Genomic DNA, 12675 nt, shown 5'->3' on the forward strand with positions numbered 1-12675 from the left:
CCCCCCCCCCCCCCCCCCCCCCCCCCCCCCCCCCCCCCCCCCCCCCCCCCCCCCCCCCCCCCCCCCCCCCCCCCCCCCCCCCCCCCCAGGACCCGGAATGATCAGGTCACCTGATCATTCCGGGTCCGACGTCAGAGGTAGCGGCGGTAGACGACGGTGGCGACCATCGCCGGCTTGCTGCCGCCCTCGATCTCCACGGTGACGGCGAGGTTCATCTGCACGCCGCCCTCGAACGGGGTCGCCGCGTCGAGGGTGGCCCCGGCCCGCACCTTCGCGCCCACCGGCACCGGCGAGGGGAAGCGCACCTTCTCCGTGCCGTAGTTGACGCCCATCCGGAAACCGGTGATCTCCACGATCTGCGGCATGAGCGCGGGCAGCAGCGACAGCGTGAGGTAGCCGTGCGCGATCGGCCCGCCGAACGGGCTCTCCTTCTTCGCCCGCTCCGGGTCGACGTGGATCCACTGGTGGTCCCCGGTCGCGTCGGCGAACTGGTTCACCTGCTCCTGCGTGATCGTCACCCAGTCGCTGTGGCCCAGGTGCTGACCCACCAGGCCCTGGACCCCCTCGACGCCCTCGGCCGTCGTCTGCGCCATCTGCTCTGCCTCCTCGTGCACGGTCTGGTTGGCTGACTCCACCACACACCACCATGGGACGGGGAGCGGGTTGCTGCGACTGGGAGCCCTCGACGTGCCCGACGGACGGTTCGTCGTCATGGCCATCGTCAACCGCACCCCCGACTCGTTCTACGACCGCGGCGCCACCTTCGAGCTGGCCGCCGCCGTCGAGCGGGTGGACCGGGTCGTCGCCGAGGGCGCGGACATGGTCGACGTCGGCGGGGTGAAGGCCGCGCCCGGCGAGGAGGTCTCCCCCGCGGAGGAGGTGCGCCGGACCGTCGACCTGGTGGCCGCGATCCGGGCCGCGCACCCGGCGCTGCCGATCTCGATCGACACCTGGCGCGCGGAGGTGGCCCGGGAGGTGCTCGCCGCCGGCGCGGACATCGTCAACGACGCCTGGGGCGGGGTGGACCCCTCGCTCGCCGAGGTGGCCGCCGAGGCGGGCGCCGGCCTCGTCTGCACGCACGCCGGCGGGCTGCCGCCCCGCACCCGGCCGCACCGGGTGGTCTACGACGACGTCGTCGCCGACATCGTCACCCGGACGACGGCGCTGGCCGAGGCCGCCGTCGCCGCGGGCGTGGACCCCCAGCGGGTGCTGATCGACCCGGGGCACGACTTCGGGAAGAACACCCGGCACTCGCTGGAGGCCACCCGGCGGCTGGGCGAGCTGGCGGCCACCGGCTGGCCGGTGCTGGTGGCGCTGTCGAACAAGGACTTCGTCGGCGAGACGCTCGACGTCCCGCTGGAGAAGCGGCTCACCGGCACGCTGGCCGCGACGGCGGTGAGCGCCTGGCTGGGCGCACGGGTGTTCCGGGTGCACGACGTCGCCCCCACCCGGCAGACGCTGGACATGGTCGCGTCGATCCAGGGCACCCGCCCGCCGGTGCGCACCGTCCGCGGCCTCGCCTGAACCCCGTAATGATCAGGTGACCTGATCGTTCCGGGTCCTGGCTCACGGTCGGCGGTGAGCCAGGACCCCGCACGGTGAGCCAGGACGTCGTGGGGCCGCCCCGCGCCGCAGGGCGGAGCACCGGTGCCGGCGGTCCCCCGCGCCGACCGGCCGAGCCGCGCGGCTAGGTTCCCTTTCCATGTCCGCCACCGGGTTCCTGACCGCCGACGAGCTCAACGACCTCCTGCCGGGCACCTTCCCGGGCCTGCTCGGCATCGTCGTCGACAGCCACGAGCCCGGGACGCTGACCTCGCACCTCGACATCCGCCCGGAGCTGCTCGCGCCGAACGGCTACCTGCACGCCGGCACGGTCGTCACGCTGGCCGACACCAGCTGCGGGCTGCCCACGCGCGCGCTGCTCCCCGAGGGGGCGAGCGGCTTCACCACCATCGAGCTCAAGAGCAACCACCTGAGCACCGCCCGCGAAGGGCGGATCGCCTGCACGGCCACCAACGTGCACGCCGGGAGGACGACGCAGGTCTGGGACGCCGTGGTGACGAATGCCGGCACCGGGAAGACCATCGCGCTGTTCCGCTGCACCCAGTCGGTCCTGTGGCCCCGCTGATCGGGGGAACCCGCCGGTAACCCCCTTGTGAGCGGGCACACGGCAGGTGTGAGACTGGCGCCACACACCGTGCGAGGAGGAACACCTGTGGCTCTGGCCAGCCGTTATCCCGACGTCGAGATCCCGAACGTCTCCGTCCCCGAGTTCGTCCTGGCGGCAGGCCGGGAGAAGCCCGACGCCCCGGCGCTGATCGACGGCCTCAAGGGCGACGTCATCACGCACGGCCAGCTGGCCCAGTACGTCGACCGGGTCGCCGCGAACCTGCACGCCCGCGGGCTGCGCAAGGGCGACGTCGTCGCCGTCTTCTGCCCGAACACCCCCTGGTTCCCCGTGGTGTTCCACGGCATCGCCGCCGCCGGCTGCGTGATGAGCCCGATCAACTCCCTCTACACGCCCGACGAGATCGCCTTCCAGCTGAAGGACTCCGGCGCGAAGATCCTGATCACCATCGGGCTGTTCATGGACCGCGCGACCGCCGCCGTGGAGAAGACGCCGCTCGACGAGATCATCGTGCTGGACGGCGCCGAGGGGCACGCCAACCTCTTCGACCTGCTGGGCGCCGACGCGCCGTCGGTCCAGGTGGACATCGACCCGGCCAACGACCTGGTCACGCTGCCCTACTCCAGCGGCACCACGGGCCTGCCCAAGGGCGTCATGCTCACCCACCGCAACCTGGTGTCCAACGTGGCGCAGTGCCTGCCGCTGCTCAAGACCGCCTCCGACGAGCGGATCATCGCCGTCCTGCCGTTCTTCCACATCTACGGCCTCACCGTGCTGATGAACCAGGGGCTGGCCCTCGGTGGCGCGGTGGTCACCCTCCCCCGGTTCGACCTCGAGGACTTCCTCCGCACGATCCAGGACCAGAAGATCACCCGCGCCTTCGTGGCGCCGCCCATCCTGCTGGCCCTGGCCAAGCACCCGCTGGTCGACCAGTACGACCTCAGCTCGCTGAACTCGATCCTCTCCGGGGCCGCCCCCCTCGACGAGCAGCTGGCGCTGTCCGCCCAGGAGCGGCTGCGCAAGGGCGCCGACACCGGTGTCGTGGTGGGCCAGGGCTACGGGATGACCGAGCTCTCCCCGGTCTCGCACACCACCCCCGACGTCGACGCCCAGCCCCCGGGTGTCTCCATCGACGTGCCCAAGGGCTCGGTCGGCTTCGCCATCCCCAACACCGAGTGCCGGCTGATCGACCCGTCCACCGGTGAGGACGCCGCGCCGGGCGAGCGCGGTGAGCTGTGGGTGCGCGGGCCGCAGGTGATGAAGGGGTACCTCAACAACCCCGATGCCACGGCGGCCACCCTCGACGCCGACGGCTGGCTGCACACCGGTGACGTGGCCGTGGTCGACGACAACGGCTGCTACACCGTCGTCGACCGGGTCAAGGAGCTGATCAAGTACAAGGGCTACCAGGTGGCCCCTGCCGAGCTCGAGGCCGTGCTGATCAACCACCCGGAGATCGCCGACGCCGCGGTCATCGGCGTGCCGGAGAAGGAGAGCGGCGAGGAGCTGCCGAAGGCGTTCGTCGTCCGCGCGCCCGGCTCGGAGCTGACCGAGGCCGCCGTCATGGCCTACATGGCCGAGAAGGTGGCCCCGCACAAGAAGATCCGGTTCGTCGAGTTCATCGAGCAGGTGCCGAAGTCGGCGGCCGGCAAGATCCTGCGCAAGGACCTCAAGAACCGCTGAGCACGTCCGACGGCGCCGCGCCCCTCCCCGGAGGGGGCGGCGCCGTCGCGCGTTCCCGGCGGCGGCGGGTGCGCCGGGATGCGCACCAGCGCGGCCAGGAGCCCCCTGATGTGCTCCCCCGTGCGCATCTCGGCGAGCAGCGCACCCCCGGGGATCCCTAAGGTCGGGGCATGCGTGCGGTGACGATCAGCGGATCCGGTGGCCCCGAGGTGCTCGGCTGGGGCGAGGTGCCCGACCCGGTCTGCGGCCCGGGCGAGGTGATCATCGACGTCGCCGCGACGGCGGTGAACCGGGCCGACCTGATGCAGCGGCAGGGCTTCTACCCGCCGCCCAGGGGGGCCAGCGAGATCCTGGGCCTGGAGTGCAGCGGGATCATCAGCGAAGTCGGCGAGGGCGTCTCCGACTGGTCGGTCGGGGACGAGGTCTGCGCCCTGCTGGCCGGTGGCGGCTACGCCGAGCGGGTCGCCGTCCCCGCCGTCCAGGTGCTGCCCAAGCCCTCGGGCGTGGAGCTGGCCACCGCGGCCGCCCTGCCGGAGGTCGCCTGCACCGTCTGGTCGAACGTCTTCCTGCTGGCCGGCCTGCGCAAGGGCGACTCGTTCCTGGTGCACGGCGGCTCCAGCGGCATCGGCACCATGGCGATCCAGCTGGCCGCCCGCGCCGGCGCCCGGGTGCTCACCACCGCGGGCACCGCCGCCAAGCTCGACGTCTGCCGCGAGCTGGGTGCCGAGGTGGCGATCAACTACCGCGACGAGGACTTCGTCGAGCGGGTGGCGGAGGCGACCGGCGGCCGGGGGGTCGACGTCGTCCTGGACAACATGGGCGCCAAGTACCTGGCCCGCAACGTCGCCGCTCTGGCCGACGGCGGCCGGCTGGTCATCATCGGCATGCAGGGCGGGGCCAAGGCGGAGCTGGACATCAACGCGCTGCTGCGCAAGCGCGGCTCGGTGCACGCCACCGCGCTGCGCTCCCGGCCGGCGACCGGGCCCGGCGGCAAGGCCGAGATCGTCTCGGCGGTGCGGCACGACGTGTGGCCCGACGTCGAGCGCGGCGTCGTCCGGCCGATCGTGGACCGGCGGCTGCCCATGTCCCGGGCCGCCGAGGCGCACCGGGTCGTCGAGGCCAGCGAGCACGTCGGCAAGGTGCTGCTGCTGCCCGGCGACTGACGGCGCGTCAGCGGGGGCGCAGCGCGGCGACGGCGTCGATGATCCGGCCGACCTCGTCGGCGGTGTTGTAGTGCATGAGGCCCAGGCGCACCGCTCCCCCGGTCTCGTTCACGCCGAGCGCGTCGAAGAGCTCGCGGGCGTAGAAGTCGCCGTCCCAGGCGCAGATGCCGGCCCGGGCCAGCTCGGCTGCCACCTGCCGCGGGCGCATGTGCGCGACCGTGAACGACAGGGTCGGGGTGCAGCGCTCGGGCTCACCGAGCACCTGCACGTGCCGCATCGCGCGCAGCGCCTGGTCCAGCCAGCCGAACAGGTCGCCCTCGTGCCGCGCGACGGCGGCCATGGACGCGCGCAGCCGGTCGCGCCGGGTACCGCCGCCCTCGCAGAGCCCGGCGAGGTGGTCGACGGCGGCGGCGACGCCGGCGTACAGCTCGAACGGGGGCGTGCCGGTCTCGAACCGGTCGGGCACCCGGTCCGCCGATGGCAGCAGCTTGTCCGGCCGCAGGTGCTCGAGCAGTTCCGGGTCGGCCACCACCGCGCCGACGTGCGGCCCGCACCACTTGTGGGCCGAGACGGCCACGAAGTCCGCGCCCATCGACCCCTTGTCGAGGAACACGTGCGGAGCCGCGTGGACGGCGTCGACGTACACCAGCGCGCCGACCGCGCGCGCCTGGGCGGCGATGCCGGCGACGTCGGGCCGCGTGCCCAGCGCGTTGCTGGCGGCCGTCACGGCCACCAGCCGGGTGCGCCGGCTCATCAGCTCGGCGTACTGCCACGCCGGCAGCTCGCCGGTCTCGATGTCCACCTCGGCCCAGCGCACCTGCACCCCGGTCACCGCGGCCAGCTGCACCCACGGCCGGACGTTGGCGTCGTGGTCGAGCCGGCTCAGCACGATCTCGTCGCCGGGACGCCAGGTGCGGGCCAGCGCCCGGGCCAGCCCGTACGTCAGCGTGGTCATGTTCGGGCCGAGCACGACCCCGCCGGGCCGGCCGCCCACGAGATCGGCCACCGCCGCGCGGGCCCCGGAGACGAGCGCCTCGGCCCGGCCGGAGGCGGGGAAGACCCCGCCCCGGTTCGCCACAGGCATGCGCATCGCCGAGCCGACCGCGTGCGCGACGTGCTCCGGGACCAGCGAGCCGGCCGGCCCGTCGGCGTGCACGTAGCCGTCCGACAGCGCCGGGAACAGTCCGCGCACCCGCGCGACGTCCAGCCGGTCCGCCCCCGAAACCATGCGCCGCACCCTAGTTCGTGACGGCTTCCGGCTCCGCGACGTCCCGGAGTGGCGCCCAGCTGCCCCGGCCGCCCGGCCGGCCGTCCCCGGCTCGGGGCAGGATGGAGGGCATGACGGCACCGCAGAACGGCAGCGAACGTCCCCAGCAGGTGGTCGTGGTCGGGCCCGACGGGCGCCCGGTCGGCACCGTGCCCGTGCCCCAGGGCGCCGACGACGACGGCGACGGCGGCCTCGACGTCGGTGAGCTGGTGGAGCAGCCCGCGAAGGTCATGCGGATCGGCACGATGATCAAGCAGCTGCTGGAGGAGGTGCGCGCCGCTCCCCTGGACGACGCCAGCCGCAACCGGCTGCGCGACATCCACGCCTCCTCGATACGGGAGCTGGAGCAGGGGCTCGCCCCCGAGCTGCGCGAGGAGCTGGCCCGCATCACGCTGCCCTTCAACGAGGGCGAGACGCCGTCGGACGCAGAGCTGCGCATCGCGCAGGCGCAGCTGGTCGGCTGGCTGGAGGGCGTGTTCCACGGCATCCAGACGGCCGTGTTCGCCCAGCAGATGGCCGCCCGCGCCCAGCTGGAGGAGCTGCGCCGCAAGGCGCTGCCCGGCGGGCAGGCGCCGGCGCAGCAGGGCGACTTCCGGCCGGGCGGTGGCCAGTACCTCTGACGGGGGGGGGGCGCCGTCACCCGGTCGGGTGATCGTCGCACCGGGCAGGGTTCACCGGCCGTGACGGGGCCACCGGTGCGTGCGACACCGGACGGTCCGGTGCTGACCGCTGGAGGACCCATGACTTCTGGAACGTCGACCGCGCCCGGTACCCGGAGCGGGCAGAACGGGCTGGCCATCGCCTCGCTGGTGACCGGCATCGCGGGCATCGTCTTCGCGCTGCTGTTCGCCATCGTCGGGCTCGCGCTGGGCGTCGTGGCCGTCGGTCTCGGTGCCGCGGCGCGTCGCGGCGGCACCCGCTCCGGACAGGCGACCACCGGCCTGGTCACGGGCGCCGTGGCGATCGTCGTGGCGATCGTGAACATGGTGATCGCCTACAACGTCCTCACCTGATCCACGACGACGGCGCCGCTCCCCGGGTGGGGAACGGCGCCGTCGTCACGGGCAGGGCGGACTCAGACGGTGAACCGCCGGACGGCGTCCTGGAGCTCGCCGCTCATGCGGGCCAGCTCGCCGGCCGCCCGCTGGGCGTCCTCCACCCGCTGGTTGGTCTCCTGGGTGCCGGCAGCCAGCCCGGAGATCGCCGCGGCGATGCCCTGGGTGCCGCTGGCGGCCTCGGCCACGTTGCGGTTCATCTCGTTGGTGGTCGCGGTCTGCTCCTCGACCGCCGCGGCGATCGTCGCCTGGAAGTCGTTGATCTCACCGATCACCTGGCTGATCTGACCGATCGCGTCCACCGCGCCGGCGGTGTCGGCCTGGATGGCCTCGACCCGCCTGGAGATGTCCTCGGTCGCCCGGGCGGTCTCCTGCGCCAGCTCCTTGACCTCGCTGGCGACGACGGCGAAGCCCTTGCCCGCCTCCCCGGCGCGCGCGGCCTCGATGGTGGCGTTCAGCGCCAGCAGGTTCGTCTGCTCCGCGATCCCGTTGATCAGCTTGATGACCGTGGCGATCTCCTGCGAGGAGTCCCCGAGCTTGCCGACCGTCTTCGTGGTGTTCTCCGCGACCGACACCGCCTGACCCGCCACGCGGGCGGCCTCGGTGGCGTTGTGCGCGATCTCCCGGATCGCCGACTCCATCTGCGAGGACCCGGTGGCCACCGTGTCCACGCTGGAGGCCACCGCACCCGCCGAGGCGACGACGTCGTCGGCCTGACCCGCGGCGGTCTGCGCGTTGTGCCGCATCCCCTCGGCCGCACCGCTGAGCTGCTGGGAGGCAGCCGCCAGGCGGGTCGAGGAGTCGTTGACCAGCACCAGCACGTTGCCGATCGAGTCCAGCGTGTGGTCCAGCGACTCGGCCATCTCGCCCAGCTCGGCGCCACCGGTACGCCCGGCGCGGACGGTCAGGTCACCCGCGGCGACCTGGGCCAGCACCTCGCGGATGCGCTGCACCGGGCCGGTCACCCCTCGGGCCACCGCGAAGGCGAGGACCACGGAGATGGCCAGGCCGGCCACGATGATCAGCAGGGTGAGGGTGCGGGCGGTCTCGTAGGCGTCCTTCGCGTCGGTCGCCGTCGCGCGCGCGGCCGCAGCGGCGGCGTCGGTCGCCTCGGCCAGCGACTCCGCGATGATGATCTCGTTCTCGTTCATCGTCCGCAGGATCGCCGGCATGCCGGCGGGGTTGGTGGCGGCGGTCGACTGGAGCTGACCGAGGGCCGCGAGGTAGTTCTCGGTGGCGGTCGCGAACGTCTCGTACGCCGTCCGGGTCGCCGCGTCCAGCGGCATCTCCCCGACCGCGGCGATGTCCTCGGCGAGGGCCTCGGTCGAGTCGACCGTGCCCCGCTGCGCCTTGGCGATCGTCTCCGGCGGCAGCGTGGGGATGGACGCGCGCGCGACGTTGGTCGACAGCCGCCACCAGTCGGACTCGAGCCCCTGCAGCCCGGCGAGCGGCACGGCACCGTTGTCGTACACCTGCTGCGCCTGGTCGCTGATGGTCGACATCCGGTGGATGCCGAAGGCGCCCACGCCGACGGTGGTCAGCGCGACCACGAGGACGGAACCCAGCAGGCGGCCGCGCAGACCGATGCCGGCCAGACCCCGCCCGGGCTCGTGAGCCCCCGGTTCGGCGTTCACCGAGGTGTCGGCGTCGTGCACGTTCTCCATACCTGTTCGCTCCCTGACGTCGGTCGGCCCCCGAGGACCGTCGTGATCCTTTTCGGCACGCGCCCGGCCGACTGCAGCCGAGTGCTGTAGCGGATACAGCGGGCCGACGGTCCCGTTCCCGGTGGGGACGACGACGGCGCCGCGCCCGGGTGGGGCACGGCGCCGTCGTCCGGTGTGGCCGGTAGCGGGAGCTGCCTCAGACGGTGAACCGCCGGACGGCCTCCTGCAGCTCGCCGCTCATCTGCCCGAGCTCGACCGCTGCCCGCTGGGCATCCTCGACCCGCTGGCTGGTCTGCTGGGTGCCGGCAGCCAGCCCGGAGATCGCCGCGGCGATGCCCTGCGAGCCGCTGGCGGCCTCGGCCACGTTGCGGTTCATCTCGTTGGTGGTCGCGGTCTGCTCCTCGACCGCCGCGGCGATCGTCGCCTGGAAGTCGTTGATCTCACCGATCACCTGGCTGATCTGACCGATCGCGTCCACCGCACCGGCGGTGTCGGCCTGGATCGCCTCGACCCGCCTGGAGATGTCCTCGGTCGCCCGGGCGGTCTCCTGCGCCAGCTCCTTGACCTCGCTGGCGACGACGGCGAAGCCCTTGCCCGCCTCACCGGCCCGCGCGGCCTCGATGGTGGCGTTCAGCGCCAGCAGGTTCGTCTGCTCCGCGATCCCGTTGATCAGCTTCACCACGGCCGCGATCTCCTGGGACGAGTCACCCAGCTTCCCCACCGTCGCCGTCGTGTTCTCCGCCACCGACACCGCCTGCTCGGCCACCCGGCTGGCCTGGCTGGCGTTCTGGGAGATCTCCCGGATCGCCGACTCCATCTGCGAGGACCCGGTGGCCACCGTGTCCACGCTGGAGGCCACCGCACCCGCCGAGGCGACGACGTCGTCGGCCTGACCGGCCGCCGTCCGCGCGTTGTCGGCGATCGCCTCGGAGGCCACGTTCAGCTTCTGCGAGGCCTCCCCGAGCCGCGCCGCCGAGTGGTCGACCAGCCGCAGGACGCCGCCGATGGAGTCGAGGGTGCGGTCGACCGAGGCCGACACCCGGGCCAGCTCGGCGCCACCGGTCGGCCCGACGCGCACGCTGAGGTCGCCGTCGGCCACCCGGTCGAGGACCTCGCTGATCCGCTGCACCGGGCGGTTGATGCTGCGGGCCACCAGCACGGCCAATCCCACCGACACGACCAGACCGATCCCGATGACGACGAAGGTCAGGGTGCGGGCGGCCTCGGCCGCGTCCTTGGCGTCCTCCGCGACGCGGCCGGCGAACTCCGACTGGGCGTCGGCGGCCTCGGTGAGCGCGCCGACGGCCTCGATCTCGGCCGCGTCCAGGTCTGCGCCGAGGGTCTCCAGCCGTGCCAGCTGCGCCGGGTCACCGCTCTGCAGCGCCGCGATGATCGCGCCGAGCGCCGTGAAATAGGCGTTCATGGCCGGCTCGAAGCGCTCGAACGCCGCCCGGGACTCCGCACCCAGCGGCTCCTCACCGACGATCCCGGTGAGCTCCTCGACCCGGGCCTGCACCTCGGTGGCGCGGGCCTGGTACTGCGCGACCGCCTCGGGCGCCAGGGCGGGGATGGAGGTGCGCGCCGAGTTCGCCTGGTACTCCCACCAGGCTGCCTGCAGCAGCCGGATCTCGTCGAGCGGGACGGTGCCCTCCTCGTAGACCTGCTCGGCCTGGTCGCTGAGGACGGTCATGCGCGAGGCGCCGATCATCCCGACCGCGAGGGTGGTCAGGGCGACCAGCAGGATGGCCACCAGCAGCCGGCCCTGCAGCCCGACGCGGGAGAACAGGCTGCGGGCGGCGTCGACGGGGGACCCGTCGGTCTGCTGCGGAGATGGGGCGAGCACGGCGTCCATGCCGGTCCTCCTCGGTGCCGGGACCGCTCAGGTGCGATCGTCTGATCGCAGTGTCGGCCGGTTACGGCCAGACTTGAGCCGATACACCGGTGGAGTGACCCCAGGGACCCGTGCGACGTGCCGCCGCGGAGGAGCCGCCTAGAGGGAGCTCAGGAACCGGGCGACGCCGTCGTCGTCGTTGCCGCCCGTGACATCCGTGGCGACGGCGAGCAGGTCGGGGTGGGCGTGCGCCATGGCGACCGCGCGGCCGCCGCCGGCGCGCACCCACTCGAAGGCGGCGATGTCGTTGGGCATGTCGCCGAAGACCACGATGTCCTCGGGGCCGACCCCGTGCCGGTCGGCGACCGTGGCCAGCCCCGACGCCTTCGTCACCCCCACCGCGGAGATCTCCGCGAGGGCGTCCGTCGACGAGCAGGTGACCGTCGCCCGGCCGCCGATGACCTCCTCCACCAGGGCGACGAACTCGTCGCGCGGCAGGGTCTCGTGGCGGGCCAGGAGCTTGGCGACCGGCTGCGCCAGCATCTCCTCCAGCGTCGCCTCCGCGACCCCCGGGGCGTCGACGTCCCACCGCGGCTTGTAGATGGGCTCGTGACGGAACTCCAGTCCGTACTCGACCGCGAACCAGGTGTCCGGCTGCCGCCGGCGCAGCTCGTCCGTGACCGACCGGAGGACGTCGGTGTGCACCGGCTCCTCGTGCTGGATCTCGAAGCTCTCCAGGTCCAGGAGCACGGCGCCGTTGCAGCACACCGCCGTCCCGTACCCGAGCACCTCGCGGATGCGGTGCATCCAGCGCGGCGGGCGGCCGGTGGCCAGGACGACGGGGACGCCGTCGGCTCGCCAGCGCCCGAGCTCGGCGACCGTCGCCTCGCTGACGGTGTCGTCCCGGCGCAGCAGCGTGCCGTCCATGTCGCTGGCGATCAGGCGGGGCTTCCAGTCAGACATGGCGCATCCGGTCAGACACCGAGGACCTCTTCCAGGTAGCGGGCGACGCCGTCGGCGCGGTGGCCGCTGGTGACCCCGGTGGCGACGGCGCGCACTGCAGGGTGCGCGTTGGCGACCGCGACGGCCCGGCCACCCGCCTCCGCGACGGCGGTCAGCATCGGCAGGTCGTTGGGCATGTCACCGAAGACCAGCACGTCGCCGAAGCCCACCCCGTGCCGCTCCAGGGCGATCGCCAGGCCGGTGGCCTTGGTGATGCCGGGGGGCAGGACCTCGATGAAGCCGAGGCCGGCGTGGGTGAGCTCGGCGTCGGCCGGGTCGACGACGGACCGGGCGAGCGCCAGCAGCTCGTCCTGGCCGATGGTGGGCGAGCGCAGGAACACCTTCAGCACGGCCTCGGTCGGCAGCACCTCGTCCCTGGCCAGCAGCTGGGCGTCCTCCGGGTAGGGCCAGTCGAAGCCGTGCTGCACCCGCAGCGCGCCCCGCGCCTCGCCCTGCTGGGCGGCGTCCTCGACGGCCACCACGAGCGCGCCGGTCACCGCCTCGATCCGCTCGATGACGGCCACGGCCTGGGCGCGCGGCAGGGCGACGGCGCGCAGCACCTCGTCCCGCTCCAGGTCGACGACGAAACCGCCCTGGGCGAGGACGGCGACGCCGCGCCCACCCAGGGCGGCGCGGACGCTCTCCAGCAGCCGCGGGCCGCGCCCGGTGACGCCGACCACCGGGATGCCGGCGTCCCAGCAGGCCGTGAGCGCCGCACGGGTGCGTGGGCTGACCTCGCCCGAGGCGTCGAGCAGCGTGCCGTCCAGGTCGCTGGCCACGAGCTTCGGGCGCCACGACCCCAGGTCACCCAGCTCGACGACCTGGTCGGCGCCGGGCAGGACGCCGTAGGCCTGCAGGGCCTTCGGGGGACGTGCGCTCATG

The 12675-nt window shown here is 73.6% G+C and carries 12 protein-coding genes; 6 read left to right on the top strand and 6 right to left on the bottom strand.

Going from position 1 to position 12675, the window contains the following annotated elements; translation table 11 throughout:
• Positions 1-131 precede the first annotated feature (131 nt).
• Positions 132-635, bottom strand: coding sequence for a MaoC family dehydratase (locus ACI79T_RS15390; protein ID WP_456610950.1), 504 nt, complete (start codon positions 633-635; stop codon positions 132-134).
• A gap of 52 nt (positions 636-687) precedes the next feature.
• Here ACI79T_RS15390 and folP point away from each other — a divergent pair, with 52 nt between their 5' ends.
• From folP to ACI79T_RS15410, 4 genes are all read left to right on the top strand, one after another.
• Complete coding sequence (gene folP / locus ACI79T_RS15395; protein ID WP_456610951.1) at positions 688-1524, top strand: dihydropteroate synthase; 837 nt, start codon at positions 688-690, stop codon at positions 1522-1524.
• 178 nt (positions 1525-1702) lie between these two features.
• A complete protein-coding gene (locus tag ACI79T_RS15400; RefSeq protein WP_456610952.1) occupies positions 1703-2128 on the top strand; it encodes a PaaI family thioesterase in 426 nt (141 codons plus the stop codon).
• Positions 2129-2215: 87 nt separating this feature from the next.
• Positions 2216-3811 (top strand): 4-coumarate--CoA ligase family protein, encoded by a 1596-nt coding sequence (locus ACI79T_RS15405; protein WP_456610953.1) that lies wholly within the window; start codon positions 2216-2218, stop codon positions 3809-3811.
• 170 nt (positions 3812-3981) lie between these two features.
• Positions 3982-4974, top strand: coding sequence for an NAD(P)H-quinone oxidoreductase (locus tag ACI79T_RS15410; protein ID WP_456610954.1), 993 nt, complete (start codon positions 3982-3984; stop codon positions 4972-4974).
• A gap of 7 nt (positions 4975-4981) precedes the next feature.
• Here ACI79T_RS15410 and ACI79T_RS15415 read toward each other — a convergent pair whose 3' ends face one another.
• A complete protein-coding gene (locus ACI79T_RS15415) occupies positions 4982-6202 on the bottom strand; it encodes a cysteine desulfurase-like protein (protein WP_456610955.1) in 1221 nt (406 codons plus the stop codon).
• A gap of 110 nt (positions 6203-6312) precedes the next feature.
• Here ACI79T_RS15415 and ACI79T_RS15420 point away from each other — a divergent pair, with 110 nt between their 5' ends.
• Positions 6313-6861 (top strand): bacterial proteasome activator family protein, encoded by a 549-nt coding sequence (locus ACI79T_RS15420; protein WP_456610956.1) that lies wholly within the window; start codon positions 6313-6315, stop codon positions 6859-6861.
• Positions 6862-6981: 120 nt separating this feature from the next.
• On the top strand, positions 6982-7254 hold the full coding sequence (locus tag ACI79T_RS15425) for a DUF4190 domain-containing protein (RefSeq protein WP_456610957.1): 273 nt from the start codon (positions 6982-6984) through the stop codon (positions 7252-7254).
• Between the two features lie 62 nt (positions 7255-7316).
• Here ACI79T_RS15425 and ACI79T_RS15430 read toward each other — a convergent pair whose 3' ends face one another.
• The 4 genes from ACI79T_RS15430 to ACI79T_RS15445 form a co-directional block, all read right to left on the bottom strand.
• Positions 7317-8960, bottom strand: a complete 1644-nt coding sequence (locus ACI79T_RS15430) for a methyl-accepting chemotaxis protein (protein ID WP_456610958.1) — start codon at positions 8958-8960, stop codon at positions 7317-7319.
• Positions 8961-9156: 196 nt separating this feature from the next.
• Positions 9157-10812 carry a methyl-accepting chemotaxis protein gene (locus ACI79T_RS15435; protein WP_456610959.1) on the bottom strand — a complete coding sequence of 552 codons (1656 nt, stop codon included), beginning with the start codon at positions 10810-10812 and terminating at the stop codon, positions 9157-9159.
• Positions 10813-10950: 138 nt separating this feature from the next.
• Positions 10951-11754: an HAD family hydrolase gene (locus tag ACI79T_RS15440; RefSeq protein ID WP_456610960.1), complete on the bottom strand. Its 804-nt coding sequence runs from the start codon at positions 11752-11754 to the stop codon at positions 10951-10953.
• A gap of 11 nt (positions 11755-11765) precedes the next feature.
• Positions 11766-12674 carry an HAD family hydrolase gene (locus tag ACI79T_RS15445; RefSeq protein WP_456610961.1) on the bottom strand — a complete coding sequence of 303 codons (909 nt, stop codon included), beginning with the start codon at positions 12672-12674 and terminating at the stop codon, positions 11766-11768.
• Position 12675 lies beyond the last annotated feature (1 nt).

It is taken from the genome of Blastococcus sp. SYSU DS0619, assembly GCF_054051035.1.

Coding starts and splice junctions, on each gene's coding strand:
- ACI79T_RS15400 (WP_456610952.1), top strand. CDS start 1,703: ATGTCCGCCACCGGGTTCCTGACCGCCGACGAGCTCAACGACCTCCTG.
- ACI79T_RS15445 (WP_456610961.1), bottom strand. CDS start 12,674: ATGAGCGCACGTCCCCCGAAGGCCCTGCAGGCCTACGGCGTCCTGCCC.
- ACI79T_RS15435 (WP_456610959.1), bottom strand. CDS start 10,812: ATGGACGCCGTGCTCGCCCCATCTCCGCAGCAGACCGACGGGTCCCCC.
- ACI79T_RS15410 (WP_456610954.1), top strand. CDS start 3,982: ATGCGTGCGGTGACGATCAGCGGATCCGGTGGCCCCGAGGTGCTCGGC.
- ACI79T_RS15425 (WP_456610957.1), top strand. CDS start 6,982: ATGACTTCTGGAACGTCGACCGCGCCCGGTACCCGGAGCGGGCAGAAC.
- ACI79T_RS15420 (WP_456610956.1), top strand. CDS start 6,313: ATGACGGCACCGCAGAACGGCAGCGAACGTCCCCAGCAGGTGGTCGTG.
- ACI79T_RS15440 (WP_456610960.1), bottom strand. CDS start 11,754: ATGTCTGACTGGAAGCCCCGCCTGATCGCCAGCGACATGGACGGCACG.
- ACI79T_RS15430 (WP_456610958.1), bottom strand. CDS start 8,960: ATGGAGAACGTGCACGACGCCGACACCTCGGTGAACGCCGAACCGGGG.
- ACI79T_RS15415 (WP_456610955.1), bottom strand. CDS start 6,202: ATGGTTTCGGGGGCGGACCGGCTGGACGTCGCGCGGGTGCGCGGACTG.